The organism is Mesorhizobium monacense, from assembly GCF_056781675.1.
On record NZ_CM165567.1, the window covers coordinates 4,200,710 to 4,227,558 of the forward strand.

The 26,849-nt window shown below is 65.7% G+C and carries 21 protein-coding genes; 11 read left to right on the forward strand and 10 right to left on the reverse strand.

Features of this window, described 5'->3' with window-relative positions; translation table 11 throughout:
• Nucleotides 1–23 precede the first annotated feature (23 nt).
• Complete coding sequence (locus AC1RUK_RS20445; protein WP_481839210.1) at nucleotides 24–968, reverse strand: NAD(P)-dependent oxidoreductase; 945 nt, start codon at nucleotides 966–968, stop codon at nucleotides 24–26.
• 113 nt (nucleotides 969–1,081) lie between these two features.
• Between AC1RUK_RS20445 and AC1RUK_RS20450 the strand changes: the two genes are divergently transcribed.
• The 4 genes from AC1RUK_RS20450 to AC1RUK_RS20465 all read left to right on the forward strand — a co-directional run bounded on the left by AC1RUK_RS20450 (nucleotide 1,082) and on the right by AC1RUK_RS20465 (nucleotide 5,259).
• A complete protein-coding gene (locus tag AC1RUK_RS20450; RefSeq protein ID WP_481839447.1) occupies nucleotides 1,082–1,825 on the forward strand; it encodes a FadR/GntR family transcriptional regulator in 744 nt (247 codons plus the stop codon).
• Between the two features lie 264 nt (nucleotides 1,826–2,089).
• Nucleotides 2,090–3,076 (forward strand): aldo/keto reductase, encoded by a 987-nt coding sequence (locus AC1RUK_RS20455; protein ID WP_481839209.1) that lies wholly within the window; start codon nucleotides 2,090–2,092, stop codon nucleotides 3,074–3,076.
• 177 nt (nucleotides 3,077–3,253) lie between these two features.
• On the forward strand, nucleotides 3,254–4,321 hold the full coding sequence (locus tag AC1RUK_RS20460; protein ID WP_481839208.1) for a pyridoxal phosphate-dependent aminotransferase: 1,068 nt from the start codon (nucleotides 3,254–3,256) through the stop codon (nucleotides 4,319–4,321).
• A 32-nt stretch (nucleotides 4,322–4,353) separates the two neighbouring features.
• Nucleotides 4,354–5,259 (forward strand): allantoinase PuuE, encoded by a 906-nt coding sequence (locus AC1RUK_RS20465; RefSeq protein ID WP_481839207.1) that lies wholly within the window; start codon nucleotides 4,354–4,356, stop codon nucleotides 5,257–5,259.
• Between the two features lie 45 nt (nucleotides 5,260–5,304).
• On the opposite strand, the gene AC1RUK_RS20470 is transcribed toward AC1RUK_RS20465, so the two are convergent.
• The 3 genes from AC1RUK_RS20470 to AC1RUK_RS20480 form a co-directional block, all read right to left on the reverse strand.
• Nucleotides 5,305–7,725, reverse strand: a complete 2,421-nt coding sequence (locus AC1RUK_RS20470) for a GcvT family protein (protein WP_481839206.1) — start codon at nucleotides 7,723–7,725, stop codon at nucleotides 5,305–5,307.
• Nucleotides 7,726–7,929: 204 nt separating this feature from the next.
• Nucleotides 7,930–9,585 carry an ABC transporter substrate-binding protein gene (locus AC1RUK_RS20475; RefSeq protein ID WP_481839205.1) on the reverse strand — a complete coding sequence of 552 codons (1,656 nt, stop codon included), beginning with the start codon at nucleotides 9,583–9,585 and terminating at the stop codon, nucleotides 7,930–7,932.
• Between the two features lie 193 nt (nucleotides 9,586–9,778).
• The gene (locus AC1RUK_RS20480) at nucleotides 9,779–10,666 is read right to left on the reverse strand and encodes a LysR substrate-binding domain-containing protein (RefSeq protein WP_436171311.1); all 888 of its coding nucleotides are present in this window, start codon (nucleotides 10,664–10,666) and stop codon (nucleotides 9,779–9,781) included.
• A 233-nt stretch (nucleotides 10,667–10,899) separates the two neighbouring features.
• Between AC1RUK_RS20480 and AC1RUK_RS20485 the strand changes: the two genes are divergently transcribed.
• The 5 genes from AC1RUK_RS20485 (at nucleotide 10,900) to AC1RUK_RS20505 (ending at nucleotide 17,363) form a co-directional block, all read left to right on the forward strand.
• Nucleotides 10,900–12,318 (forward strand): MmgE/PrpD family protein, encoded by a 1,419-nt coding sequence (locus tag AC1RUK_RS20485; protein WP_481839204.1) that lies wholly within the window; start codon nucleotides 10,900–10,902, stop codon nucleotides 12,316–12,318.
• 64 nt (nucleotides 12,319–12,382) lie between these two features.
• Nucleotides 12,383–13,291, forward strand: a complete 909-nt coding sequence (locus tag AC1RUK_RS20490) for a dihydrodipicolinate synthase family protein (protein ID WP_481839203.1) — start codon at nucleotides 12,383–12,385, stop codon at nucleotides 13,289–13,291.
• A 10-nt stretch (nucleotides 13,292–13,301) separates the two neighbouring features.
• Entirely contained in the window at nucleotides 13,302–14,273 is a 972-nt protein-coding gene (locus tag AC1RUK_RS20495) for a D-2-hydroxyacid dehydrogenase (protein ID WP_481839202.1), read from the forward strand.
• Nucleotides 14,274–14,293: 20 nt separating this feature from the next.
• Nucleotides 14,294–15,835 carry a trimethylamine methyltransferase family protein gene (locus tag AC1RUK_RS20500; protein ID WP_481839201.1) on the forward strand — a complete coding sequence of 514 codons (1,542 nt, stop codon included), beginning with the start codon at nucleotides 14,294–14,296 and terminating at the stop codon, nucleotides 15,833–15,835.
• Nucleotides 15,836–15,869: 34 nt separating this feature from the next.
• Nucleotides 15,870–17,363: an N-acyl-D-amino-acid deacylase family protein gene (locus AC1RUK_RS20505; protein ID WP_481839200.1), complete on the forward strand. Its 1,494-nt coding sequence runs from the start codon at nucleotides 15,870–15,872 to the stop codon at nucleotides 17,361–17,363.
• Here AC1RUK_RS20505 and AC1RUK_RS20510 read toward each other — a convergent pair.
• The 6 genes from AC1RUK_RS20510 to AC1RUK_RS20535 all read right to left on the reverse strand — a co-directional run bounded on the left by AC1RUK_RS20510 (nucleotide 17,348) and on the right by AC1RUK_RS20535 (nucleotide 24,497).
• Nucleotides 17,348–19,291: a Zn-dependent hydrolase gene (locus tag AC1RUK_RS20510; RefSeq protein WP_481839199.1), complete on the reverse strand. Its 1,944-nt coding sequence runs from the start codon at nucleotides 19,289–19,291 to the stop codon at nucleotides 17,348–17,350. The two genes, AC1RUK_RS20505 and AC1RUK_RS20510, sit on opposite strands and share 16 nt — an antisense overlap.
• Nucleotides 19,288–20,451 carry an NAD(P)/FAD-dependent oxidoreductase gene (locus AC1RUK_RS20515; protein ID WP_481839198.1) on the reverse strand — a complete coding sequence of 388 codons (1,164 nt, stop codon included), beginning with the start codon at nucleotides 20,449–20,451 and terminating at the stop codon, nucleotides 19,288–19,290. Before AC1RUK_RS20515 ends, AC1RUK_RS20510 begins: the two co-directional genes overlap by 4 nt.
• Complete coding sequence (locus tag AC1RUK_RS20520; RefSeq protein WP_481839197.1) at nucleotides 20,448–21,722, reverse strand: Coenzyme F420 hydrogenase/dehydrogenase, beta subunit C-terminal domain; 1,275 nt, start codon at nucleotides 21,720–21,722, stop codon at nucleotides 20,448–20,450. Before AC1RUK_RS20520 ends, AC1RUK_RS20515 begins: the two co-directional genes overlap by 4 nt.
• Nucleotides 21,723–21,784: 62 nt before the next feature.
• Entirely contained in the window at nucleotides 21,785–22,699 is a 915-nt protein-coding gene (locus AC1RUK_RS20525) for a nitrilase-related carbon-nitrogen hydrolase (protein ID WP_481839196.1), read from the reverse strand.
• Entirely contained in the window at nucleotides 22,684–24,114 is a 1,431-nt protein-coding gene (gene hydA / locus AC1RUK_RS20530) for a dihydropyrimidinase (protein ID WP_481839195.1), read from the reverse strand. The genes AC1RUK_RS20525 and hydA overlap by 16 nt, the downstream gene beginning before the upstream one ends.
• Before the next feature lie 32 nt (nucleotides 24,115–24,146).
• On the reverse strand, nucleotides 24,147–24,497 hold the full coding sequence (locus tag AC1RUK_RS20535) for a RidA family protein (RefSeq protein ID WP_481839194.1): 351 nt from the start codon (nucleotides 24,495–24,497) through the stop codon (nucleotides 24,147–24,149).
• A 431-nt stretch (nucleotides 24,498–24,928) separates the two neighbouring features.
• Between AC1RUK_RS20535 and AC1RUK_RS20540 the strand changes: the two genes are divergently transcribed.
• Nucleotides 24,929–26,068, forward strand: coding sequence for an MFS transporter (locus AC1RUK_RS20540; protein WP_481840087.1), 1,140 nt, complete (start codon nucleotides 24,929–24,931; stop codon nucleotides 26,066–26,068).
• Nucleotides 26,068–26,835 (forward strand): SDR family NAD(P)-dependent oxidoreductase, encoded by a 768-nt coding sequence (locus tag AC1RUK_RS20545; RefSeq protein ID WP_481839192.1) that lies wholly within the window; start codon nucleotides 26,068–26,070, stop codon nucleotides 26,833–26,835. Before AC1RUK_RS20540 ends, AC1RUK_RS20545 begins: the two co-directional genes overlap by 1 nt.
• The last annotated feature ends 14 nt before the right edge of the window (nucleotides 26,836–26,849 follow it).

The following is a 26,849-nucleotide window of genomic DNA, read 5'->3' on the forward strand; positions in this document are numbered from 1 at the left end:
TCTTGGCAATCTCGGCGCGCCGTTCAGTCTGGATTCACTTCCCGTGGCGTTGGCGGCTCAACCAGCGACACTCCATTCAGGCCCGCAACAATATCCGACAATGCCGGCACGAACTTTTCGCCATGGCCGGTGGCGACAGCGGTGGCAAAGCCGTTGCGCACCGCGGCGCCGATCGGGTTGGCGACGCCGCCCGCCTGGGCGAAGGACGCGAGATAGGTCATGTCCTTGAGCGCATTGACGATGGCGAAGCGCTGCGCGTTCTCGTTGCGGTTCAGCACGAAGTCGAAGAAGGCCTGGTAGAAGCCGCAATCCATGCGGCTGCCCGAGATGACGCTGTTGAAGACCTGCGGCGTCAGCCCGGCCTTCACGCCGAGCGTCAGCGCCTCCGAATAGATGGCTGAGTAGCCCATCGAGACGAAATTGTTGAGCAGCTTCATGGTGTGGCCGCTGCCGGTCGGCCCGGTGTGCACGATGCGCGCGGCGAAGGCTTCGAGCACCGGCCGCGCCCGCGCAACGGAATCGGCCGGGCCGCCGACCATGACGTCGAGCTTGCCTTCGGCCGCTTCCTTGGGCGTGCGCGCCAGCGGCGCGTCGATCAGCGTCGCGCCTTGCGCGGCGAGTTCGGCGGCTAGCGCTGTGGTCGAGGACGGATTGGAGGTCGAGCAGTCGATGATGAGCAGCGGCTTGCCGGCGGCGGCTCGTCCGTCCGCAGCAGTGGCAAGCCCGTCCGCCCGCTTCACCAGCGCTTCCACCTCGCGCGAACCGGTGACGCACAGGATGACGATGTCGCAGGCTTCGGCAAGCTTGCGAGGGCTTTCCGCCTCCGTGGCGCCGGCCGCTATTAGCCGGTCGACGGTATCGCGGCTGCGATGCGCCCAGACCGTCAGCGGCCAGCCCTTTTCGAGCAGATTGGTGGCCATGCCGGCGCCCATGCTGCCCAGCCCGATGAAGCCAACGCGTTCCGTCATGCAATCCTCCAACCATGGTCCTGCGCCTACAAATCCGCATTTCGTCGCCTTGCGGCGAGCATCCGTCGATGCAATCCTTCGCCAGAGAATCGGACCGGGGGCTGTCGGCCGCGATGGCGGAAAACGAGACCAGGCTTTTCGACGCCATACCGCAAGCACCCAATCTGCGGAGCGGGCTGGTCAACACGCTGATCGCCCAGATCGAATCCGGCGACCTGGCGCCGGGCCAGAGGCTGCCGACCGAGCAGGAGATCGTCGCGGCGACCGGCGTCAGCCGAACGGTGGTGCGCGAGGCGCTTGCGTCGCTGCGCGCCAGGGGGCTGATCACCACGCGCCAGGGTCTCGGCGCCTTCGTTGCCAAGGACCCGCCGCCGAGGACCTTCTCCATCCTGCCGGACGATCTCGAATCGATCGACGAGGTGCTGCGCGTTCTGGAATTGCGCATGGGCATCGAGGTGGAAGCGGCCGGCCTTGCCGCCGAGCGGCGCAGCGATGACGCGCTGCGGCACATGAATTCCCGGCTCGACGCACTCGATGCCGCGGTCCGCGCCGGCAGCGCCGGCCTGGAAGAGGATTTCGGCTTCCACCGCGCCATCCTCGCCGCGACGCAGAACGCCAATTTCACGCGGCTGTTCGACACGTTCGGCAGCGCGATGGTGCCGCGCCAATGGACGCGCCTCGACCGGATGACCGATGCCGAGCGGGAGAAATACCTGGCCCGCATGCAGCATGAGCATCGTGCCATTCTTGCCGCCATCGAGGCCAGCGACGTCAATGCCGCGCGGCGTGCCATGCGCAGCCACCTCAGCAAGGCCTATGCCCGTTTCGAGACGCTGCGCGACAAGGCAGGCAGCTGAGCGCCCGCCGATGCCGGGCATGATGGCCTGATGAACCTCGCCGACCAATCGCGGCACGTTGAGGGAAGGCTCGTCCCGCGACGGCATGAGAGCGACCTTCAGCCTGAGAGTTCGCAGACTTCCCATCTTCACGGTTCGCCCAGTTGTCATACAACCCTGTTATCTGGTAAATGCGCCGAGCGTTGATGTCAATCGCACAGCCATTCGGCAGCATGCCGCGGGCAAGATGCGAGCCGCCATGCAGATCGGAACGAGGATCAGAAAATGCAGTCACGGAAATTCGGCCGCACCGGACGCGCGGTCAGCGAGATCGGCTTTGGCTCATGGGCGATCGGCGCCTCGTGGGGCGAGGTCAACGACAGCGACGCGGTGGCCGCCCTGCACGCGGCGCTCGATGCCGGCGTCACCTTCATCGACACCGCCGATGTCTATGGCGACGGCCGCTCCGAGAAGCTCATCGCCAGGGTGATGAAGGAACGCGGCGGCGAGCGGCCATTCATCGCCACCAAGGCCGGAAAGCGGCTGCCGCAGCAGACGGTCGAAGGCTTCACGCAGGAGAACTTGACGGACTGGGTCGACCGCAGCCTCAGCTATCTCGAGGCGGACACGCTCGACCTGGTGCAGCTGCATTGCCCGCTGACCGACCTCTACTACCATCCGGAAGTGTTCGAGCGCCTCGACCGTCTCGTCGAGCAAGGCAAGATCCGCAACTACGGCGTCAGCGTCGAGCGCGTCGAGGAGGCGCTGAAGGCGATGCAATATCCGGGCGTCGCCAGCGTGCAGATCATCTTCAACGCCTTCCGCCAGCGGCCGACGGAATTGTTCTTCGACCTGGCGAAGAAGAACGATGTGGCGATCATCGCCCGCGTGCCGCTGGCGAGCGGGCTGTTGTCGGGAAAGTTCAAGGCCGACACCAAATTCGAGGACAGCGACCATCGAAAATTCAACCGCAACGGCGAAGCCTTCGATGTCGGCGAGACCTTCTCGGGTGTGCCGTATGAGGTCGGGCTGGCAGCGGTGGAGCGCATCCGGCCGCTGGTTTCCGACGACACGACGATGGCCAAATTCGCGCTGCGTTGGATCCTGATGTTCGACGCGGTCACGGTGGTCATTCCCGGCGCGCGCAATCATGCCCAAGCCCGCTCCAACGCCGAGGCCGCGGCATTGCCGCCACTGTCCAGCGCGGTCATGGACAAGGTTCGGACGATCTACGACCAGGACATCAAGCCCCACGTGCATCAGCGCTGGTGAGAGCCGCATTGGAGCGACGCCACAAGCGGCTGCCCCCTACAAGGGCCAGAATTTCGGAGCCATTGCGCGGCTAGTTTTTGCTTGTGAACGCGCCGGCGGATTGTAGCCTGCCCGATGAGCCAGTCCGGCAGGGGTAGTTCACGAGATGACCGACAGCAAAATTGCCATGGCCCCACCATGCCTCTGAAGGCTGCCGCTCATATCGAGGCCATGTCGGCCTTTGCGCTGGCGAATTTCGGCGGCTACGACCGTCCAACCCTTGCCCAGAACGAGAGCGCCTTTCCGCCCAGCCCCAGGGCTATCGCCGCTGGCCACGACGCGATTGCCCGCAGCCAGCTCTATCCCGACCCGAACTGGACGGCGCTGCGCGAGGCGATCGCCCAGGCCTATGGGGTCGAGCGCGACCTGATCCTGTGCGGCGCCGGTTCGATGGACCTGATCAGCTGCACCATCGCGGCGTTTGCGGGACCGGGCGACGAAGTGCTCGGCACCTCGTACGCCTATAATTTCGTGGCGTCCGCCGCGGCGCGCGCCGATGCGGCCTATGTCAAGGCGGCGGAACAGGACTTCGCCGTCTCCGTCGACAGCATTCTCGCCACTGTTACGCCGGCGACGCGGATCGTCTTCGTCTGCAATCCCGGCAATCCGACCGGCACCCGCATCCGCAATTCCGAACTGCTGCGCCTGCGCGCCGCCTTGCGCGGCGACGTGCTTCTGGTGATCGACCAGGCCTATGGCGAGTTCGACGACCAGGATCCGCGCCCGGTCTTTGCGCTTGTCGGGCGCGGCGACACCGTCGTGCTGCGCACGCTTTCCAAGGCTTATGGCCTGGCCGGCGCGCGCGTCGGCTGGGGGCTGTTTCCGCCTTCGGTGGCGGCCGAAGTGCGCAAGATGCAGAACTCGAACCAGGTCACCACGCCGAGCCTGGCCATGGCGGTCGCCGCCGTCGAGGACCAGGCCTATATGCGCGAAACGGTGTACCGCACGGCCGGGATTCGCGACCGGTTCGCGCATGATCTGAGGGCCGCCGGATACGATGTTCCCGAAAGCCGGACGAATTTCGTGCTGATCCGCTTCGCAGACGCAGAAGCCGCACAGGCCGCCGAGAAGGCCTTGCGCGGCGGCGATCTCATCGTGCGCAGCCTCGGCGGTTACGGCCTCACGGACTGCCTGCGCGCGACGGTCGGTCCGCAGGAGATGATGGACCGGGCGCTGCGCATCCTGACCGACCTGCGCGATGGATAGCTTTGGCGACCGCGTCCGAGGAGAGAGTTGAGATGCCGTATTTGCCCGTCCGTGACTTCGTCGGCTACGGCGACAAGCCGCCTTCGGCCGCGTGGCCCGGCGGCGCCAAACTGGCGCTCAACATCGTCATCAACTATGAGGAAGGCGCCGAATACAGCATCGGCGAAGGCGACGGTGTCTCCGAGGCGATACTGTCCGACCTTGCCGTGTCGCCTGCCGTGCCCGGCCTGCGCAACCGCAACATGGAATCGCTCTACGAATACGGCTCGCGCGTCGGCGTCTGGCGGCTGCTGTCGCTGTTCCAGGACAAGGACATCGTCCCGACCTTCTATGTGGTCGGGCGGGCGCTGGAGCTCAATCCGGACGCCGGCAAGGCGATCGCCGCACTCGGCAGCGACATCGTCTGCCATGGCTGGCGCTGGATCGACTACGCACCGCTGAGCGAAGCGGAGGAACGAGAGCATATCGCGATGACGGTCGACACCGTGCAGCGGATCACCGGCATCCGCCCGCTCGGTTGGTACACCGGCCGGCCCAGCCTCAACACGCGCCGGCTGGTGGTGGAGCACGGCGGCTTGCTGTTCGATTGCGACGACTACAATGACGACCTGCCCTATTTCGTCGAGGTCGGTTCCAAGCGGCATCTGGTCGTCCCGCACAGCTTCGACAACAATGACAGCCGCTTCTCGCGCGGCTCGGGCCTGGAGACCGGCAGCCAGTTCTTCGAATATGTCGGCGATGCGGTCGACTGGCTTCTGGCGGAGGGCCAGACGACACCGCGCATGATGACGGTGTCGCTGCACTGCCGGCTGGCGGCACGGCCGGGCCGCATGGTTGGGCTTGCCCGCTTCCTCGACAAGATCAAGGCCAACCCCGACATCTGGATCTGCCGCCGTTCCGACATTGCCCAGCATTGGCTGGACCGGTTCGGCGGCTGAGGATCGTGCGGCGGTGTAGACCGCCGAACGGCCTTGGAGCGTCGGCTATGCCCGCAGCCGCTTGCCTTCGGGGTCGAAGGGCGGCTGTTGCAAAAGCACGGCGTCATGCGGCCGCCCGAGTATGGCGACCGACACTTTGTCGCCGGGCCTCGCCGAGCCGGCCTTGACATAACCGAGCGCCAGCGACTGCTCGACGAAATAGCCATAGGCGCCTGACGAGACCTGGCCGATCGGTGTGCCGTCGGGCAGGAAGATCGGCTCGCCGCCGGTCGCGTCGGCATCTTTGGCGTCGATCGACAGCATGATCAGCTCGTCGCGCGCCGGCCTGTCGGCGATGGCGGCGTAGGCGTCGCGGTTGAGGAACTCGCCCTTGTCCATTTTGACAAGCCGGTCGAACTTGACCTCCTGCGGCCAGTATTCTGGCGAGTATTCGCGGCTCCAGCTGCCATAGCCCTTTTCGACGCGCAGCGACATCAGCGCGCGCGAGCCGACCGGCCCGGCACCGACTTCGCTGCCGGCCTTGAGCAAGGCGCTATAGAGTTCGACCTGGCTGGCGGCCGGGCAATAGAGCTCCCAGCCCAGGTCGCCGGTGAACGAAACCCGCAGCGCCACCACATCGACGCCAGCGACCGTGATCTGGCGCGAGCGCATGAAGGGAAACGCTTCCGTCGACAGATCGGCATTGGTCAGCCGCTGCAGCAATTCACGCGACTTCGGCCCGGCGACGTTGAAGCCGGCCAGTTCCTCGGTGCGCGATCGGAAAATGGTGCCTTCCGGCAAGGGGACAGCCTTGAAGAACCTTTGATGGAAGCGTTCGGCCATGCCTGAACCGAACACCCTGAACTCGTCATCGGCCAGCTTCGTCACGGTGAAGTCGCCGGCAATGCCGCCGCGCTTGCCGATCAGCGGCGTCAGACAGGAGCGGCCGATTTCCGTCGGCATGCGGTTGGCGAACAGCGCGTTGAGCCAGGCCCCCGCGCCGGACCCCTTGACTTCGTATTTGGCGAAATTCGACACGTCGATGATGCCCGCATGTTCGCGCAGCATGCGCGCCTCGCGGCCGACCGGTTCCCACCAGTTCTGGCGGGTGAAGCCGATCGTCTCCTCGCGCGGCTCGCCCTCGGCGGCGAACCAGAGCGGGTGCTCCCAGCCGAAATTGAGGCCGAAGACGGCACCCATCTGCTTCTGCATGTCATAGGCCGGGCGGGTTCGGACCGGCCGACCGGCGGCGCGTTCCTCGTTGGGGAAATGGATCTTGAAACGGTGGCTGTACTGGTCCTGCACGCGGGCCTTGGTGAAGGCCTTGCCGGCCCAATGGCCGAAGCGCGCCATGTCCCAGGCGAACATGTCGAGCGAGGGCTCGCCCTCGATCATCCACTCGGCCGCCAGCTTGCCCATGCCACCCGACTGCGAGAACCCCGGAATGATGCCGTTGCAGCAGAAGTAGTTCTGCAATTCCGGCACCGGGCCGAACAGCACGGCGCTGTCGGGCGACCAGATCATCGGGCCGTTGATGACGCGCTTGACGCCTGCCGTGCCGGCCGCCGGGACACGGGCAATGGCACGCACCATGTTGTCCTCGATGCGGTCGAGATCGTCGGGAAACAGTTCATGGCCGAAGTCGAGCGGCGTTCCTTCCTCGGCCCAAAACTTCATGTTGCGCTCGTAGGCGCCGATGAGCAGGCCGAGGCCTTCCTGGCGCAGATAATATTCGCCGTCGCGGTCGGCGACCGAGGGCAGCCGGCGGCCCATGGCGGCGATTTCCGGAATGGTCTCGGTGACGAAATACTGGTGTTCGGTGGGAATCAGCGGCAGTTGCAGGCCGGCCATGGCGGCGACCTCGCGGCCCCACAGGCCGGCGGCGTTGATCACCCATTGCGTGCGGATGTCGCCTTTCGGCGTGCGCACGATCCAGCTGCCGTCCGGCTGCGCCTCGGTGGCGGTGACCGGCGTGAAGCGATGGATCTCGGCCCCACGCTGGCGCGCGCCGGCCGCATAGGCAGCCGTCACACCCGACGGGTCGACATTGCCGCCTTCGGGCTCGTACATGATGCAGCGTATGCCGTCGAAATCGACCAGTGGGTGCAGCCGCTCGGCCTCGTTCCGGTCGACCTCGTAGAAATTCATCTTGTAGCGCCGCGCCTTGGCTTCCTGCAGCCGCAACTGGTGCTCGCGCGCTTCGGTCTGGGCGAGATAGAGCGAACCCGGCTGGAAGATGCCGCAGCCCTGGCCGGTCTCGGTCTCCAGCTCCTTGTAGAGCGCCATGGTGTAGTGCTGCAGGCGGCTGATGTTGGTGGAATCATGCAGGCCGTGAATGTTGGCCGCCGCATGCCAGGTGGAGCCGGACGTCAGCTCGTCGCGCTCCAACAGGACGACGTCGGACCAGCCGAACTTGGCGAGATGATAGAGGATCGAGCAGCCGATCAGGCCGCCGCCAATGACGACGGCTTGTGCATGAGTACGCATATCCCGAATTCTTCCCTTTGTTCTGTATTCCGGCGCTTTGACCAGCGCCTTGCTGGTTGTGTTGCCTTGCTCGACTGAGCGGTTGTTGCCGTCGAATTTCGAGGAAAATGCTAGCAGGTCCAGCCACCGGTGCCGAGCGCGAACCGCCTGGCAAAAACCAGGGGCGTGGAGCCACGCCCCTGGGCAATCATTGCGACGGCCGATTTACGCCTTGTCGAGCCAGACCGTATCCAGCTGCAGCTCGAAGGTCTGATGCATCTTGAGGTTCTTCACATAGGTGGCGTGGTGTCGGTAGAGCGAACGCCAGAACGCCTGCACAAGCACGCCCGAGTCCTGGAGGATAAACTCGACGTCCTTCATCAGCTCCTTGCGCTTGGCCGGATCGGCGACGGCCAGTGCCGCATTGAGCTTCTTGTCGAAGTCCGGATTGGCATAGCCGGTCTCGTTCCAGGCTTCGCCGCTGCGATAGGCAAGCGCCAACACCTGCACGCCAAGCGGACGCATGCCCCACTCGGTGGTCGACCAAGGATATTTCGTCCAGTCGTTCCAGAAGGAGGTTCCCGGAATGATCGTTCGCTTCACCTTGATGCCGGCCTCGCGCATCTGCGCGGCGACGACATCGGCAGGGTCCTTCACGTAGTCGGCATCGTAGGAGATGAGCTCGAACTCATGATCCATCTGACCGGCCTCGGTCATCAGCGCCTTGGCCTTGGCGAGATCGCGCGGCACTTTCGGCAGTTCGTAATATTCCGGATGGATCGGGCAGACATGGTGGTTTTCGGCGATCTGGCCCAGGCCGCTATAGCCGAGCTTCAGTACGGTCTCGTTGTCGACGGCGAGCTGGATGGCATTGCGCACCCGTTTGTCGTCATAGGGTTTGCTGGTCACATTGGTGCGCAGCACGATCGTGCCAGCGGTGACGACGGATTCCTTGACCAGGCCCATGCTGTCATAGAGGTCAACGGTGCCGCCGACCGTCTGGTAGTTGCAGTCGATCTCGCCGGCCTCGAAGGCGCTGCCGATGGCGGGGTTCGAAGCGTCCGCCCCGTAGTCGGTCCAGTCGACACCGTCGAGATAGGTCTCGCCGCCGAACCAGGTGAAGTCCTTGCGCCGCCTGACCGAAGCCGACTCGCCGACCTTGTACGAGATGAGCTCATACGGGCCGGTGCCAGGCGTCTTGGTCATGTCCGCGCCGTCCTTGTCGAAATTGCGGTGGACGATGATAGCCGGATAGTCCGCCATGCCCGGGATGATGGTGACGTCGGACTGGCTGCATTTCAGCTTCACCGTATGGTCGTCGACCTTGGTGATGGCGCCGGCAATGGCCTTCTTGGTGGCGGGGTCGATCAGCGTGCCCATGCGGCCGGCCATCGAGTTGCCCTCGGCCGCCTTATCGCACCAGCGCTCGATGTTGTGGACGATGTCGTCGGCATTGAGCTCGTCGCCGTTCGACCACTTCACGCCCTTGCGCACATGCAGCGTGTACTCGGTGGCATCGTCACTGACCTCCCAGCTCTCGATCAGATGGCCCTCGAAGGTGAAGTCGGTGGTGTAGCGGATCATGTAGTCGTTGCACTGGCGCATAACATTGGCCATTTCCGACCAGTCCCACAGGCGCGGGTCCTTCATGTCCTTGATGATCATCTGCATCTTCAGGATGCCGCCCTTCTTGCCCGGCTCCTCGGCAGCAGCCCGGGCGGGAGCGATGCCGGCCATCGAGTATGCAAGCGCCGTGGAGGCGCCCATCGCGCTCGCCATGGCGAGAAATTCGCGGCGATCCATCCTGCCGCTTCTGACTTCGTCCGCGTAGCTTTCGATGACAGCCGGGACGCGGTCACCGTTGCTCTTGAAAATCGTCATTGTGATTCTCCGGTTTGGGCTTTCCGCCCGTTACATTCCCCATTGCGTGGAGGATGTTAGAGGCGATGCAAAAATCCCGGAAGGGCTCGACCCCGAGCAAACCGCAGAAAACCGGCTATTGAGGCCTAATAAAACAATGCCATTGACGTCTCAGAATTTTTCGTGCGGAAGCGATCCACAGCAATCGATGCCTTCAGGCACTGTCCTCCTGGGCGCGCGAAAGGATCCATTCCCGCACCGTGCGCGCGATGGTTCCCTTCGAAAGCAGGTTCTCGGTGAGGTAATAATTCCACGGGCTCGGCGGCCGGATCGGGAACGGTTCGACGAGCAGCCCGCGCCGCAGATAGGCATGGGCAAGCGAGCGCTGGGTGGCGACGAGCCCTGCCCCCATGGCGGCCAGTTCGAGCGCGATGTTGGAGGCGTTCGTGGTCAGGCCCTTGTCGTAATCCTCCATGTCGACGCCAAGCGCTGACGTGACGACCTGCCAGTATTCCTGGCGGCCATGCACGAAGATCCAGTCCACCTTGAGGATGTCCTGCGGCGCCTTCAGCGCGTGCTCGCCATCCAGCAGTGCCGGCGCGCAGAGCAGAACCAGATCGTCGTTCCAGAGCGGGATGCCGGCCGGCGGACGATCGTCGAAACGCCGCGTGGAAATGGTTATGTCGGCGATCTGTTCGCTGAGATCCTCCCAGATCGTGCCGTGCAGCACGATCTCGATTTCGGGATGCTTCTTGCGAAAGGCGGCCATGCAGCCGGCCAGCCAGTTCTCCGCCAGGCTCATCGGGCAGGACACGACCACGGTGCGGTTGCGCGACGAGGTCACGATCGCCTCCGTCGCCTGGTCGATCTGATCCAGCGCCTGGCGCAGCGTCGGCAGGAACGCCTCGCCCATCTCGGTCAGCTTGAGGCTGCGCGGGTAGCGTATGAACAGCTGCCGGCCGATATAATGCTCGAGCGAACGGACATGCGTGCTGACAGCGGCCTGCGTGTAGCCAAGTTCCTTGGCAGCCAAAGTGAAACTGAGATGACGGGCCGAACTCTCGAAGGAGCGGATATAGTTCAAGGGGGGCGGCGGCTTCATCTCAAACTCCTGCGATGTACGTGGGAGGTATCCGACGTGGGAGGTATCCCACGGGGAGGTATCCCACGGGGATAGGTATCCCACGGGGGATAGGTATCCCACGGACGGGCCGCCGTTCAATCGCGCGCAGGCGACGAGACGTAGATATTTTTGGCCAAAGCCGCCAAACTAATTGCGTGAAAGCACGATGGACCCAAATTAATGATGTCGTGACGACAGAGGGAGTGGAGCCAGTGGCAGTGTCGCCCCATCGGCGCGAAGGGCCTGACGCGAGTGCCGAAATTGCCGTTCGCCTGGCCGACTTCGTGTTGCGGCGGCCAGCTTCGGTTTTCCCGACAGCGGTGCTGGAACAGGCGCGCTACCTGCTGCTGGACACGATCGGAATTGCGATTGCGGCTGGCCCGATGGAAGCGGGCAGGATCGGCCGCGATGCGGCCACCCTGCTCTACGGCTCGAGCGACCCACAGCATTCGGCGCGCATGCTTTTTGACGGCCGCCGCGTCAGCATCGCGGGCGCGGCCTATGCGGCAGCGACGCAGATCGACAATCTCGACGGTCATGACGGATACAGCCCGACCAAGGGTCATATCGGCGTGGTGGTGGTGCCGGCGCTGGCAGCGCTTGCGGAGTCCCGTCCCGACCTTAGCGGACCGGAGGCGCTGGCGGCCCTGATCGTCGGCTACGAAGTCGCCGGCCGGGCCGGCATCGCCTTGCATGCGACCGTTTCGGACTACCACACCTCAGGCGCATGGAACGCGCTCGGTGTGGCCGCCGTGGCCGCGCGCCTGCGGCGGCTGAGCGACGAGCAGCTCCGCCAGGCGCTCGGCATTGCCGAATACCACGGCCCGCGCAGCCAGATGATGCGCGAGATCGCCACCCCGACGATGCTGCATGACGGCTCCGGCGTCGGCGCCTTGACCGGGCTGTCGGCCGCCGTGCTGGCCGAGCGCGGCTTTACCGGCGCGCCGGCGATCACGGTCGAGGCACCCGAGGTCGCGGCGCACTGGCAGGATCTCGGCGCCTTCTGGCAGGTGCTGCACCAGTATGTGAAGCCCTACCCGATCTGCCGCTGGGCGCATGCGGCCATCGACGCGACGCGTGGGCTCTGCCTGGCGCATCATCTGTCGCCGGCCGACATCAAGCACATTCAGGTCAACAGCTTCCACTATGCGGCAACGCTGTTCGACGGCATGCCGGACACGACGTCGAAGGCGCAGTACAGCCTGCGTTTCGCCGTCGCGACCTTCATCATGCATGGCCGCATCGGGCTGGAGCACATTTCCGGCAACGGGCTCGAGGACGCCGCCGTGGCCGATATGCTTAGCCGCATCACTGTCTCGGAATCGGAACGCCACAGCGCCCGCTTCCCGGCAGGCCGCTGGGCCGATGTCGTCATCTCGACGACCGACGGGCGGGTCCTGATGTCGGGCGATGTCCATGCGCGCGGCGGACCGGAAGCACCGCTGACGGATGCGGAGATCGAGGCCAAATACATGGAATTCGCGGCACCTGTGCTCGGACAGGGCCGCGCCGGCGCGATCCGCGACGCGGTGCTATCGCTCAGCGACCCGGACAGCCGCTTCTCCGATCTCTCGGTATTGCTCTACGATCCTCCGGTGATCACCAAGATGCATCAGCGGCCGGCGTGGTAGTGCCCGGGCGGCAGCGGCGGTGGTCAGACACCGCACCGAACACCATCACGCATAGAGGATATCAATGACCCGCCTGCAAGGAACCATCGCACCGATCCTGACGCCGTTCGAAGACGACGGCAGCATCGCGCGCGACCTCTGGGTGTCCCACGCCAAATGGGTGCTGGACCAGGGCGCGCATTTCCTGTCGCCGTTCGGTACCACGGGCGAGGCGCTGTCGGTTTCGTCGCGCGAACGCATGCAGGCGCTGGAATGGCTGGCAGAGGCCGGCATTTCGCCCACCCGGCTGATGCCCGGCACCGGTGTCACGGCGCTGCCCGAAACGGTCGAGCTGTCGGCGCATGCGGTCAGTCTCGGCTGCGCCGGGGTGATGGTGCTGCCGTCGTTCTTCTACACAGCCGCCGGCGACAACGGCCAGGCCCGCTATTACAGCGAACTGATCGAGAAGGTGGCGAACCCGGCGATGCGGATGATCCTCTACCACATCCCGCAGAATTCGGGCGTGCCGGTAAGCCCCGCTTTGACCGCCCGGCTGAGCGAGGCGTTTCCCGACACCGTCGTGGCCTACAAGGACAGCGCCGGCGACTGGAACAACACGGCGGCGGTGATCGCCGCGGCGCCCGAGGTCGCGGTGTTCCCGAGTTCGGAAGCGCAGCTGACCAAGGGACTGGCCAGCGGTGCGGCCGGCTGCATCTCGGCGACGGTCAACCTCAATGCGGCGGCGATCCGGGCGGTCTACGATGCGGCGCGCGCCGGCAAGGATTCTGCCGAGGCGGATGCGGCGATCAAGGCGTTCCGAAAGGTGATCCAGGATGCGGGTCTGATCCCGGCGATGAAGGCAGTGCTTGCCGTTCGGTCCGGCGACAGGCGCTGGCTGAACCTGCGCGCGCCGCATGAGAATGCGACGCTGGAAAGCGGTGAAAAGCTGCTCGCCGCGCTCGGTCCTTCGGCCGACCATATCGGCCGGAGCTGAGACCGGCATCATGTCCCCTCGCCCGTCCGTCATCCTGCACACCGACCGCCCGGAAGCAGCACTTGCCGTGCTCAAGGAGACGCATCCGGATCTCGCGGTCCATGCCTGCGACAGCTACGCCGCCCTGCCCGAGATGATCGAACGCGTGGCGGCGGAAGTTGTCTATTCCATCCGCTTCGACGGCACGCCGCGATATCCGCGCCAGGCCCTTACCGAAAGCCCGACCGTGAAATGGGTATCGATCGGCGGCTCCGGCACGGATCACCTCGGGTCCTGGGATCCGAAACGGCTGACCGTCACCAATTCCGCCGGGGTCGCCGCCGGCATGCTGGCGGAATATGCGCTTGGCGCCATGCTGTCCTTCTCGCTCGACCTGCGCGGCTTCGAACGCCGTCAGCAGGCGCATCTCTGGGGCGGCGGAGGCCGCGTCGAGCCGATCGAAGGCAGGACGGTTCTCATCATCGGCCTTGGCAAGACAGGCACGGCCGTCGCCAGCCGCGCACAGGCGATGGGCCTGCGCGCGCTGGGCATTCGCGCGCGTCCAAAACCCATGGATTGCCTCGACGAGGTGCACGGGCCGGACGCACTGCTTGCATTGCTTGGGCGCGCCAATTTCATTGTCTGCTGCGTGCCGCTTTTGCCCAGCACGCGCGGCCTGCTCGGCAAGGCGGCCTTCGCCGCGATGAAGCCTTCCGCGGTGCTCATCGATATCTCGCGCGGCGGCGTGGTCGATGAGGCCGCGCTGCTCGAAGTCCTTGACGGCAAGCGGATCAAGGGCGCGGCGCTGGACGTCTTCGCGACCGAGCCGCTGCCCGCCGACCATCCTTTGTGGGGCTACGACAATGTCGCTGTCACCCCGCATTGCGCGGCGGTCTATGACGGTTGGGACGTCAAATCGGTGCGCATGTTCGCCGACAATCTGACGCGCTATCGCAGCGGCGTGCCGCTGGAGAACGTCGTGGACCCGGAACGCGGCTACTGAGCCGAGAGGGAAGGCAGCCTATGACACAGGACAGGCGCGGCGGGGGCCGCAGGTCGCGGCTGGAACGCGGCGGCGGCGGCATCGCGCAACTGCCGTGGCAACATGTGGAGAACCCCTATCCACCGATGCAGCTCCTCGACGAGGAGCGGATGGAGCGGCTGCACGACACCTCGATGCGCATCCTGTCGGAACTCGGCATCCGTGTCATGAGCGAGCGGGTGATGGACCTGTTCGCCGCAGCCGGCGCCATCGTCGACCGCGAGAACAAGACCATCAGGATCGACGAAAGCCTGGTGACCGAGGCGCTGCGGGCGGTTCCATCCTCCTTCACGCTGACCAGCCGCAACCCGGCAAAGCAGGTGCATCTCGGCGGCAATTCACTGGTGTTCGGGCTGGTTGCCGGTCCGCCCAATGTCCATGACCGCATCAACGGCCGCCGCCAGGGCAATTTGCCCGACTACCAGAACTTCATCCGGCTGGCGCACCACTTCAACGCCATCCACATCATCGGCAACCAGGTGGTGGCGCCGATGGAACTGCCGGCCAATTCGCGCCATCTTGACACCTACCATGCCAATTTGACACTCAGCGACCTCTCCTTCCATTGCACGGCGATCGGCCGCGCCAGGGCCATGGACGGCATCAACATGATGGCGATCGCGCGCGGCATCAGCGTCGAGGAGATGCGCGCCTCGCCGGGTGTGACGACGATCATATCGATCAACTCGCCGCGCCTGTTCGACGACGCCATGGCCGAAGGCCTGATCGCGATGGCCGAGCACGGCCAGCCGGTGACCGTCACGCCCTTCACCCTGATGGGCGCGATGACGCCGGTGACGCTCGCCGCAGCACTTTGCCAGCAGAATGCCGAAGCGCTGTTCGGCGTGGTGCTGACCCAACTCGTCAATCCAGGCACGCCGGTGATGTACGGTGCCTTCACCTCCAATGTCGACATGAAATCGGGCGCGCCGGCCTTCGGCACACCGGAGAACGCCAAGGCCAACATCATCGCCGGCCAGTTGGCGCGGCGCTACAAGCTGCCCTACCGCACCTCCAATGCGAATGCGTCGAACGTGGTCGATTTGCAGGCCGCCTACGAAACCGAGATGGCGACATGGGGCGCGGTGCTCGGCGGCGCGAACCTGATCTACCACGCGGCGGGCTGGCTGGAGGGCGGCTTGACAGCTTCCTATGAAAAGCTCGTCCTCGATGTCGAGATCCTGCAGAACATGATGGAGTTCCTGCGGCCGTTGCCGTTCCAGGAGGACGATCTCGGCTTCGAGGCGATCAAGTCCGTGCCGGCCGGCGGCCATTTCTTCGGCGCCGAGCACACCATGTCGCGCTACACGACCGCCTTCTACCAGCCGATGCTGTCCAACTGGCAGAACCATGGCGCCTGGCAGGAAGCGGGCGGCAAGGACGCGCTCGAACGGGCGACGGAACTCTGGCAGCAGGCACTGCACGATTACGAGGAACCGGTCATGGACGCCGCGATCCGCGAGGAGCTCGACGCCTATGTCGCGCGCCGCCGCGAGGAGATCGCCGTCAATCCGGAAGGCTGATGGCCGGACTGCCGCAAAGAGGAAAAAAGCCCTGATGTCCTATGACCTCATCCTGCGCAATGCGACCTTGATTTCAGGCGACGGTTCGGAGCGCTTCAAGGCCGATCTCGCCATTGCCGCCGACAGGATCGCCGCTATCGGCGAACTGGGCGACGCACGCGGTGCGCAGGAGATCGACGCCGCGGGCAAGATCGTCGCGCCGGGCTTCATCGACGTGCACACCCATGATGACGGCGCGCTGCTGGCGCCGCACGGCATGGACCCGAAGATCAGCCAGGGCGTGACGACGGTGATCGCAGGCAATTGCGGGATAAGCCTCGCGCCATTGCTGCTGGACGGTGCACCGCCGCCGCCGTTCACTCTGGTCGGCGGCCAGGAGAATTTCCGCTTCGATCGCTTCGCCGACTATGTCGCTGAACTGAAAAAGCGCGGCATCGCCACCAATGCGGCCTTGCTCGTCGGCCACACGACCTTGCGCCAGCGCGTCATGCCGGTGACCGACCGTGCCGCCAACGGAGCGGAGACGGCGCTGATGCAGGAAGCCGTGGCGCAGGCGATGAACGAGGGTGCCTTCGGGCTCAGCACCGGCCTCGACTATCCGCCGGCGGTCAACTCCTCGACCGAAGAGGTCAAGGCGCTGGCCGCGACGGCGGCAAGCCTCGGCGGGCCTTATGTGACGCATACGCGCAACTATTTCGAGACCATGGACGAGGCGATCGAGGAAGCCATCGACATCGCCGACCATGCCGGCGGCAAGCTGGTCATCTCGCACCACCAATGCACAGGCCGCGCCAATTTCGGCAAGAGCCGGCCCTCGCTACAGCGCATCGACCGCGCGCGGGAGACGATGGACATCGGCATGGATGTCTATCCCTATGCAGCGAGCTCGACCGTACTCAGGCTGGAGCGCTGCGACACCGGGCTGAAGGTCCTCATCACCTGGTCCGATCCGCATCCCGAAATGGCCCGGCGCGAGATCGCCGATATCGCGCGGGAATGGAAGTGCACGGAGCGCGAGGCGGGCCAGCGGTTGCTGCCGGCGGGCGCCGTCTATTTCCAACTCGACGAAACGGATGTCCGCACCATCCTCACCCATCCGCGCACCATGGTCGGTTCCGACGGCCTGCCGCATGACATCCACCCGCATCCGCGACTGTGGGGCACGTTTCCGCGCGTGCTTGGCCACTATGCCCGCGATGTCGGCCTGTTCAGCCTGGAGGAGGCCGTGCATCGCATGACCGGCCTGCCGGCGCGTGAATTCGGCATCCAGGAGCGGGGCACGCTGGCGGTGGGCAATTTCGCCGATCTGACGATCTTCGACCCGCAGACGATCGTCGACACCGCGACCTTCGAAGAGCCGCGCCAAGCCGCCGCCGGCATCGCGCATGTCTTCGTCAACGGCGTGTCCGTATGGCGCGACGGCAAGGCGACTGGAGCGCTGCCGGGCGTGGTTCTCAAGCCGTTCCCTTCAGCCGCGACCGTGAAGGTCAACGCTTGCGGGTGCGGCGGCCATCATAGCGCTTCGTAGAGCCGGTCGACGGTTTCCAGCGTGTAGGCGAATTCCACCGGCCGCGTGCAACGCCAGCCGTCGAAGGTCTGGCCGGCCAGCGCCTTCAGCGCCTCGGGCATGCGCAGGATGCCGCCGCCGTAAAGACGATTGGCCATGTCGAGCATGCCGGTGCGGTGCATGGCCTCGGTCATGCTGCCGCAGGCGTCCTTGACCAGCCAGACCCGAAAACCCTGATAGACCGCATCGAACACACTCTCGGTCACGCAGCTGTCGGTCAAAACGCCGGCGACCATCAGGTTCTCAATCTTGAGGTCGGCGAGGCGCTGCGCGAGATCGGTCCTGCGGAAGACGCTTGGCCAGTGCTTGTGGATGACGATGTCGCCGGGCAGCGGCGCCACCTCGGCGCAGATGTCGGCGCCATTGCTGCCGGCCACGGCCGAACGAAATTCCTCGGTCAGGATTTCTTCCTGCCTGGCATAGCCGCTGCGTTCCTCCGGCTTCACCCAGGCTTGAGCGTGGATGACCGGCACGCCGGCCGCGCGGGCCGCGGCGATCAGGCGGGCGGCATTGGCGAGCACGGCGTCATGGCCGACGACCGGCCAGGCTGCACCGGGGCGGTATTCGTTCTGCAGGTCGATGACGAGCAAGGCGGATGCGGCGAGGTTCATGGCTTGTTCCAAGTTGCCGAAGTCGGTGACGAAACGGAAAAGCAGACGGATCGCCTGGTCGAGATCGGCGATGTCCATCGCTTCATGCGGGTTGTGGCTGCCGTTCTCGTTGCGCACGAAAAGCATGGCGGTCGGGACGCCGGCGCCGGCAAAGGTGGCCGCGTCATGCCCCGCGCCGCTCGGCACATGCGGCACGCGCATCTGGATGTCCTGGGCAGCGCGGTCGAGCCCAGCGACGAGTGCCGGCGACATGGTCGCCGGTTCCCAGGTGAAGTGCGGCCCGGCTTCGAAGGTGACGCCGCGCCGGGCGCCGACTTCAGCGAAGAGCGCGTGAAGCCGCACCTCGATCCGCTCCAGCACGGCGGCGTCGGCGCTGCGCACGTCGAGCGTGAAGCGAAGTTCGCCCAGCACGCGGCTGCCGCCATGCTGGCTCGGATCGGATTCCACCCGCCCAAAAGTGATGGTGGCCTCATGGCCTTCGCGCTCAAGCGCATCCCATTCCGCTTCGAGGCCTGCGACGAGATCGGCGAAGCCCAGCACGCTGTCATGGCGGGCAAAGCGCGGCTCGGCGCCGGAATGGCCATAAGCGCCGAGGCATCTCGCGTTGACATAGCGAAAGCCGCCAGCGATCCCGGTGACGATGCCGACCGGCGCGCCGGCGGCGACCAGGCGCGGGCCCTGCTCGATATGGACTTCGACGAAGGCCGCGATGCGTGCCGCGTCGATACCGGCAACACCGCGCCGGACAGCGTCGGGGTCGAAGCCTTCCTCTTGCATGTGGTCGGCGAGGGTCCGGCCGCTGTCTGACCGCCGCGCTTCGAGCGCCCGCGGCTTCAGCAGACCCAGCGCCGCCTCGCTGCCGGGATAGGACAGCGGGAACCACACCGCTTCCTCGGCGCGGGTCGCCAGCAGAATCAGATCACGCGAGGGCTGCATCTTCTGGCCGACAAGCTCAGCCATCACCGCCAGCCCCGCAACGACACCAGCGGCGCCATCGAAATTGCCGCCATGCGGCACGCTGTCGAGATGCGAGCCGATGACGATCGCCGGCAGGTCGGGGTTGCGGCCTTTCAGCGTCAGATAGAGATTGCCGGCGGCATCGACGCGCGCCGCCGCGCCCAGCTTTTCGCCTTCCTCGCGAACCATTGCGTGGGCAAGCCGCTCGCCGGGACCATAAGCCACGCGGGTTATGCCCGGTGCGTCGGCTGTGGCTTCCGCCAGCCTGTCCAGCACCTGCCCGGCCAGCCGGCCGCCTGCCGTCAGACTGGCACGGGTCATGAGGCGGAGGCCTGCCGAAGGTCCGTACTCCGCAGCCGGTGCGGCGTCAGATCGGCCAGCGCGACGCCTTGCCTGGCGACATCGTCGGGAAGGCGGCCACCCGCCATCAGGCTGGCGCAGACGCGCGACAGGGCGGGCGAGGTCTTGATGCCGTAGCCGCCCTGCCCGACCAGCCACACGAAATCCGGGACCTCGTCATCGGGCCCGACCACCGGCGAGCCGTCGGCGACGAAGGTTCGGAGCCCGGCCCACGAACGTGACACGCGCTGCACCTCGATCGTCGTCGCCTGGCCGAGGCGCTCGGCGCCGATGGCGACATCGATGTCCTCGGCATAGGCATCCATCGGCACTGAGGCCATCGCGTCGGCGGGCGAGACCAGCAACTGGCCAGCATCCGGCTTGAAGTAGAATTGGGCGCCGACATCGTTGACCAGCGGCCAGTCGGTGATGCTGACACCGACGGGCGCCGGGATGTTGAAGGCGGTGCGGCGCTTCGGCTGCAAGCCGATCGGCCGCACGCCTGCCATCGCTGCGATCTCGTCGCCCCAGGCGCCGGCGGCATTGACGATCCGCGGCGCGAGGAACGTTCCCGCTCGGGTCTCGACCCGCCATTGGCCGCCTTGCCGGCCGATTGCCGTGACGCCGGCATCGGTGACAATCTTTGCGCCGCGCGAGCGGGCGCCGCGCAGATAGCCCTGGTGCAGGCCGTTGACGTCGATGTCCATCGAATGCGGTTCGATGTAGGCGCCGGCGACATAGTCTGCGCGCAGCACCGGCACGCGCGCGATCGCCTCGGCCGGCGTCATCGCGACGATCGAGGGAACCAGCGCCTGCGCCGCCTCCAGTTCCTGGCGCAGAAGGTCGAGCTGATCGCTGCGCGCCACTGTGATCATGCCGCGCTTGCTGAGCAGCGGATAGTCGCAGAAGCCGGCCGGTGGCTCGGTCAGGAATGCCCGGCTTGCCAGGACGATCCGGCGGATGACCCCGTTGCCGTAGTTTTCGGTAAAACTTGCCGCCGAGCGGCCGGTGGTGTGGTAGCCGCAATGGCTTTCCCGTTCGAGCAGCACCACCTTCCTGGTGCGCGAAATCTCAAAGGCGGCACCCGCGCCGGCAATGCCGCCGCCAACGATAATGACCTCGGTTTCCTCGGCGGCGCTCATAAAAAACCTTCCTTCAACATGGCTGCACCGGCTTCGCTGCGCGATACGGCAAGCGGTTCGCCGAGGCGGCCGCGCCGGGCCCGGTCGCGAGCGCCGCGGCCCTCGGCGAGATTGTCGGTCAGCGCATTCTGCCGGGCACAGTCCTCCAAGGCGAGATCAGTCACCACAGGCACCGGCTTGCCTGCGATCGCCATGCCCTTCAGCCGCGCCCACACCGCGCGGCGCTTGCGCACCTGATGCCATTGCAGTTCGCCGAGCTCGGCAAAACTGGTCTCGCGCTTGATCGTCAGCGCGCCGGCGGCAACGGCCGCATCGAACAGCTCCAGCCCGCGCCTGGTGCGCACGATGATCCCGTTGAGCGGTTCATCCTCAACCGCCGGCCCACCATTCAGCCAGGCGTCCGAGACGGCGATATCCGCCACCTGACCGATCGCGTCGGGGCAAATCTTGCAGCGCGGCTGGATCATCCACCTGTCCTCGTCTTCCCACAGCTGCCGGTAGCTGATCTCGAAGACGCGGCCATCCTTCGCTTCGATCCGGTTGAGGCCGGGGTTGCCATGCCCGCGGTAGCGGAACAATGCGAGCTCGTCCTCGCGCAAGCCAAAGCGCTGCAGCACCTGCTCCGATTTCGACAGGTCGGAGGCGCCGCCGCAGACGAAGGCCAGCGCGTAGCGCATCAATTCGTCAACGCGCGGATCGAGCCGCGCCAGATTGCGCACGGCGGTGACGTCGCAAGGCTTGGCGATCAGCGCGAACGGTTCGCCGCGATCGAGGATTTCGCCGAAGTCCACCAATGGCGCAGCGGGCCCATAGCGCGAGCCCGCGCCTTCGAGCACCGAGGCGGCATCGAAGCTCAACCGCCGCTCGCTGCGCATCGGAGCCGACCGCGATGCCGCGACATGCAAGATGAATTTGACGCGTCCGGAGTTCAGCAGGAATTGGCCAAGCCCCGTCAGCACCCCGCCGCCCGAGCCGCGAAACCGCACCGTCGAATCGTCGGCATGGCCGAGCACAAGTCGTTCGGCGGGACCCCAGACGGTGTCCATCAATCTGGCATCACTGGCTTGCGCCGGCGGTGGACCCGCGATCCGTGTTCCCGGGCAAACGGCGTTGATCCGCATCAGCGTCGACATGTCGAGCGCCTGCCGAGCCACAGGCCGCTCGCGCCCCTCCGGTGTCATGACCATTTCGATCGCGCCGGGACCGGCAAGCGATCGGCAAAGTCCGCAGCCGATGCACAGCCCGTTCTCGACGATCTCGCTCAACGACATGGGATCGGCCGGAGGCGGCGCCGTGCGTTGCAACCGACTGGCTTGATCGAGGCCCACCAATGTCAGACCTGTTCCGCGATGCGGCGATACTGCTCAGGCCGACGATAAAGCGCGAAGTCGAAATTCACCTTCCGACAAGTCGTGATGAGGTCGAGATCGGCGCGATGGACGATGACCTCGTCGTCGAGCGAAAGCGCCTGTGCGGCGATCTCGCCTGTCGGCGCGATGATGCAAGAGCCGCCGATCAGCGCCTGGCCATCCTCGAGCCCGGCCTTGGCGGCGGCCGCGACCCAGAGCGTGTTCTGGTAGGCGCCGGCCTGCATCGGCAGATGGTTGTGGAACATGCGCAGATGCGCCAGCGCCGGCGCCTCGTCGAGCAGCAGCGGCGTGTTGTAGCCGAGCAGCACCATTTCGGCGCCGTTCAGGCACAGCATCCGGTAGGTTTCGGGCCAGCGGCGGTCGTTGCAGATCGCCATGCCGACGCGGACGCCACGATAATCGAAAACCGGAAAGCCAAGATTGCCCGGCTCGAAATAGCGCCGTTCCAGATGCGTCGTCGTACCCGCTTCCGGTTCGCTCGACCCCGGCACATGCATCTTGCGATAGCGGCCGACGAAGGTGCCGTCCGGACCGACCAGGTCCATGGTGTTGAAACGGCGCGTGCGGCCGTCTTCCTGCACGAGTTCTGAGTAGCCGAGTGCGAAGCCGACCTTGAGGCGGGCGGCGGCATCGTAGAGACGCTGCGTTTCCGGTCCGGGCATCGACCGTTCGAAAAAGGACTCGATCTCGGCGGTATCATCGATGCGCCAGCGCGGAAAGAACGTCGTCAGCGCCATTTCGGGAAAGACCGCGATCTCCGCGCCGGCGGCTGCGGCCTTATCCAGCAGATGGACGAGGCGGCCGACCGTCTCGGCGCGCGAGGCGCTGCGATGGATAGGGCCGGTCTGGCAGACCGCTATGGTCAGGCATCTAGCCATGGCGTCGTCTCCTCGACAGGTTTTCCAGATTGAGCCGGGTCCGCGGCTGTCCTCGCCACGAAACGGCCGAAGCCCGGCTGTGCCCGAAGCAAGCCGTCGACGACAACCGGCACGCCGCGCACCAGGACAGTGGTCGGCTTACCGGTCACGCTCTTGCCCTCGTAAGGCGTGAAGTCGACGCGAGAATGCAGGGCCGCGTGGTCGAGCGTCCAGCGCGCCTTGGGATCCCACAGCGCCAGATCCGCGTCGAGGCCGACAGCGATCCTGCCTTTACGGTCGGCAAGACCATAGATCGACGCGGCATTGCGCGAGGTGAGATCGAGATAGCGGGCAAGCGTCAGTCGGCCGGTCAGCAACCCTTCCGAGAACAGCAGCGGCAGGCGCGTTTCGATGCCGGGAATGCCGCTCAGCGTCGTGGTGAAGCCGGGCGTTTCCGCACTGCCGATCTTGTCGGCGAAAAAATAGGGCGAATGGTCGGAGGACCAGAGATCGATACCGCCATCGGCCAAGTCCCGCCACAGATGCTCCTGGCTGCGCGGCGAGCGCGGCGGCGGCGAAAAGACGAAACGCGCGGCGTCGATCGCCGGACGGTCGAGGTCGGCGGCGCCGACGAACAGATATTGCGGGCAGGTTTCGGCGATTACATCGACGCCGCGCGTCCGCGCCCGCGCGATCTCCTCGGCCGACTGCCAGGAGGAGACATGGACGATGGTCATGCGCGCGCCGGTCATTTCGGCGAAGGCCAGCGCGCGGTGGGTCGCTTCGCGCTCCATCGTCTCGCTGTGGGCAACGACGTGGTAGCGGATGTCGGTGCGGCCAAGATCAATGAGGCGCTGGCGCGTACGCCGGATGGCGGCATCGTTCTCGGCATGGACCATAACGATCCAGCCGAGGTCACGGGCGGCGTCGAGGATCTTGAAGAAGAGATCGTCGTCGACGGCGAAGCCCTGATAGGTCATGAACAGCTTGACCGAGGCGATGCCGCGGCCAGCGAGCTGCGAAAGCTGTTCCTCGACATCGGACCCCGTGCCCATGGTCACGACCGCGTGCAGCCCGTAGTCGATCACAGCCCGGCCCGCTGCGCGATCGAGAGCCCGATCCACGGCGCCAATCGTGGTCATGTCCGGACCCGGCATGCCGAACGGGACAATGCAGGTCGTGCCGCCGAACGCCGCCGAGATGGTGCCGGACTCGAAGTCGTCGGCATTGCCCGCGCCGCCCCAGACCGGCTGGTCGAGATGGCAGTGGGCGTCGATGCCGCCGGGCATGACCCAGCGGCCGCTGGCGTCCAGCAACGACTTGCCGGACAGATCAACGCCGATAGCGGCGATGCGGCCGTCGTCTATGCCGATGTCGCATTCGGCAAAATCGTCGTCGAGGGCGACGCGTCCGCCTTTGATCACCAGCTCATGCATTGGTTTTGCCGCCCCCTTCGCGGACAGGCCCTTCAGCCGACGGCCGCCGTGACCATGATCTCGACGCGATACTGATCGCCGGCAAGGCGCGCCTCCACCGTCGCGCGAACCGGCATGGCGCTCTTGTCGATCCAGGCGTCCCATGCCGCATTCATCATCTCGAAATCGGCGATGTCGCGCAGCCAGATCTGGGCGCTGAGAAGCTTGCTCTTGTCGCTGCCGGCCTTGGCCAGAAGGGCGTCTATCTTGGCCAGGATTTGCCTGGTCTGCGCGGTGGTGTCGCCGGAAAGGTCGTCCGCCGTCAGGCCGGCGACATAGATGGTGCCGTTGTAGCGCAGCACCCGGCAGAAGCGTTGGCCGTTCTCAAGACGTTCGATGGTCATGAAGTTTCCTCCCTTGGCGGCTTTCGATCATGCCAGTTGACTATGGTACGGAGTGGACAAAACGACTGTAAAGCCTGGGAAGCGGCAAGATGCGGCTTTCGGCGACAAGGATGGCCAAAAAAATTATGGTCATAGCCGTGTCAATCTTCGTTTGTGGCGTGCTTGGCGGGGTATAGCTTCTGCAACCAGCCGCGGATCAGCGGCATCGCCAAGGGGAGCCGCCGCAATGCATGACAATGCCGCGCCGATTATCTGGGCCGCGCCGATTGTCCGGCCCGTCTCCGGTCGCCGGCGCGCATCGTAGCCGACCGACAGCGACATTCATGGGATCGATTGCTCAATCCGCGATGCGCTTGTGGCGGAACGCCGAGCGCTCCCGCGCCATGCTGCCGATCATGGCCAGCGTGTGTCTCGCCTGCATAGGCAGCGCCATGCTGACGACCGCGGTATCGTTCTACCTCGGCAAGCCCGGCATCGCCCCGGAAATCGTGCAGATCGTACTGACCGCCTACCCGGTCGGCTTTCTGATCGGATGCCTGATCACGCGCCCGCTGGTCGCCCGCTACGGCCATGAGCGGACATTCTTGCTGATCCTGGCAACCGCGCTGCTGTCGGCTGCGGGCTTCGTCTTCACCGACTTCGTGCCGAGCTGGTTCTGCTTCAGGCTGCTCGGCGGCATGTCGATGGCCTCGATGTTCGTGGTTTGCGAGAGCTGGATCAACCTCTATGCCGAGCAGCACAATCGCGGCGCGATGTTCTCGATCTACATGCTGACGACGGCGATCGCGGTGCTGCTCGGCCAGATCCTTGTCGCGCTGGTCGGCCCGCAATCGCCGCATCTGTTTTCGGTCGCGGCCGCAATGGTGTTTTTGGCGTTCGTTCCCAAATTCGCCGGGCTGCGCTGGCCGGCGCTGCCTTCGGTGCCGGCCGAACCGGCGCAAGCGACCGGAGCCGACAGAAGGCTCGGGCCGCTGGCGCTGTTCAAGCTGGCGCCGGTGACGGTCGTCGCCATTTTCCAGGGCGGCATCACCAACATGAACGTCTTCGTGCTGACGCCGATCTATGGGACGCAGATCGGATTGTCGGCGTCGGCGACGGTCTGGCTGGTGACCACGATAAGCATCGCCGGCATGGTCGCGCAGACCCCGGTCGGCTGGCTGTCGGACCGCCTTGATCGACGCCTGATACTTCTGGTGCAGGGGCTGGTGTCGGTGACGGCCTGCGCCATAATAGCCTGGGTCGGCACCCTTTCGGTGCCGCTGCTGTTCGTGCTGTTCTTCGTCTATGGCGCCACGGCGCTGACGATCTATCCGGTGGCCATGGCCTTCGGCGCCTCGCAACTGCATAGCCGGCACATGGTCGCCGCATCCGGCACGCTGCTTCTGCTCTACTCGATCGGCAATGTCGCCACGCCGGGCGTTGCCGCCGGGCTGATGGCGCTTATCGGGCCGCCGGCGATGTTCCTGCTGCTCGGCGGCGGAGCGGTGCTGGTCACGCTTGCGGCCTGCTACAATCTTCTGCGCCGGCCGGTCGTGGCGCCGATCGTGCAAGCTGTCGAGGACCAGGTCTGATGACGAACAATCCCGCGACGAACCGCCTGAAAGACAATGTCGTCCTGATCGCGGGTGCCGCAAGCGGCATTGGCGCTGCCATTGCCCAGCGCTGCGTTGCCGAAGGCGCAAGCGTGGTCTGCGCCGACTACGATCTCGCGGCAGCGCAGGCACTTGCCGACAGGTTCGGTTCTTCGGCGGTCGCCTGCCGCTGTGATGTGACCGACGCCCTCTCCGCCAGCAGCGCCGTCGACATCGCCAAGGAGCGCTTCGGGCGCCTGGACGGGCTGGTGCACAATGCCGCCGCGCCGTCGACGAACGCCACGGTCGTCGATCTCGACGAGAGCGCCTGGCGACGCGAACTCGACGTCAGCCTGACCGGCGCGTTCCTGATGAGCAAATTCGCCGTGCCGTTGATCGCCGCAGGCGGTGGCGGCTCGGTGGTGTTCATCGGCTCGCAGTTCGGACGCGTCGCCACCACCAGGGCCGTCGCCTACTGCGCCGCCAAGGCCGGGCTGATCCATCTCGCCAAGGCGATGGCGGTCGACCATGCGCCCGACAAGGTCCGCGTCAACAGCCTGTCGCCCGGTGCGGTGGCGACGACGCGGCTGCTGCGCAGATTTCCGGACTTCGAGGCGGCCAATGCAGGCCTCGGCCCTGCCCATCTGCTCGGCAGGATCGCGGAGCCGGATGAGATCGCCGCGGCGGCGGCCTTCCTGCTGTCGTCGGACGCATCCTTTGTCACCGGCTCCGACATGCTCGTGGACGGCGGCTATGCGACGCGCTGACCTCGACCCCCTTC

Excerpts from the sequence above, each read along its gene's own strand:
- AC1RUK_RS20500 (WP_481839201.1), top strand. The coding sequence starts at position 14,294 with ATGACACAGGACAGGCGCGGCGGGGGCCGCAGGTCGCGGCTGGAACGC.
- AC1RUK_RS20450 (WP_481839447.1), top strand. The coding sequence starts at position 1,082 with ATGGCGGAAAACGAGACCAGGCTTTTCGACGCCATACCGCAAGCACCC.
- AC1RUK_RS20525 (WP_481839196.1), bottom strand. The coding sequence starts at position 22,699 with ATGGCTAGATGCCTGACCATAGCGGTCTGCCAGACCGGCCCTATCCAT.
- AC1RUK_RS20510 (WP_481839199.1), bottom strand. The coding sequence starts at position 19,291 with ATGACCCGTGCCAGTCTGACGGCAGGCGGCCGGCTGGCCGGGCAGGTG.
- AC1RUK_RS20535 (WP_481839194.1), bottom strand. The coding sequence starts at position 24,497 with ATGACCATCGAACGTCTTGAGAACGGCCAACGCTTCTGCCGGGTGCTG.
- AC1RUK_RS20490 (WP_481839203.1), top strand. The coding sequence starts at position 12,383 with ATGACCCGCCTGCAAGGAACCATCGCACCGATCCTGACGCCGTTCGAA.
- AC1RUK_RS20520 (WP_481839197.1), bottom strand. The coding sequence starts at position 21,722 with ATGTCGTTGAGCGAGATCGTCGAGAACGGGCTGTGCATCGGCTGCGGA.
- hydA (WP_481839195.1), bottom strand. The coding sequence starts at position 24,114 with ATGCATGAGCTGGTGATCAAAGGCGGACGCGTCGCCCTCGACGACGAT.
- AC1RUK_RS20480 (WP_436171311.1), bottom strand. The coding sequence starts at position 10,666 with ATGAAGCCGCCGCCCCCCTTGAACTATATCCGCTCCTTCGAGAGTTCG.
- AC1RUK_RS20465 (WP_481839207.1), top strand. The coding sequence starts at position 4,354 with ATGCCGTATTTGCCCGTCCGTGACTTCGTCGGCTACGGCGACAAGCCG.
- AC1RUK_RS20515 (WP_481839198.1), bottom strand. The coding sequence starts at position 20,451 with ATGAGCGCCGCCGAGGAAACCGAGGTCATTATCGTTGGCGGCGGCATT.
- AC1RUK_RS20445 (WP_481839210.1), bottom strand. The coding sequence starts at position 968 with ATGACGGAACGCGTTGGCTTCATCGGGCTGGGCAGCATGGGCGCCGGC.
- AC1RUK_RS20460 (WP_481839208.1), top strand. The coding sequence starts at position 3,254 with ATGCCTCTGAAGGCTGCCGCTCATATCGAGGCCATGTCGGCCTTTGCG.
- AC1RUK_RS20545 (WP_481839192.1), top strand. The coding sequence starts at position 26,068 with ATGACGAACAATCCCGCGACGAACCGCCTGAAAGACAATGTCGTCCTG.
- AC1RUK_RS20470 (WP_481839206.1), bottom strand. The coding sequence starts at position 7,725 with ATGCGTACTCATGCACAAGCCGTCGTCATTGGCGGCGGCCTGATCGGC.
- AC1RUK_RS20455 (WP_481839209.1), top strand. The coding sequence starts at position 2,090 with ATGCAGTCACGGAAATTCGGCCGCACCGGACGCGCGGTCAGCGAGATC.
- AC1RUK_RS20505 (WP_481839200.1), top strand. The coding sequence starts at position 15,870 with ATGTCCTATGACCTCATCCTGCGCAATGCGACCTTGATTTCAGGCGAC.
- AC1RUK_RS20540 (WP_481840087.1), top strand. The coding sequence starts at position 24,929 with ATGCTGACGACCGCGGTATCGTTCTACCTCGGCAAGCCCGGCATCGCC.
- AC1RUK_RS20495 (WP_481839202.1), top strand. The coding sequence starts at position 13,302 with ATGTCCCCTCGCCCGTCCGTCATCCTGCACACCGACCGCCCGGAAGCA.
- AC1RUK_RS20475 (WP_481839205.1), bottom strand. The coding sequence starts at position 9,585 with ATGACGATTTTCAAGAGCAACGGTGACCGCGTCCCGGCTGTCATCGAA.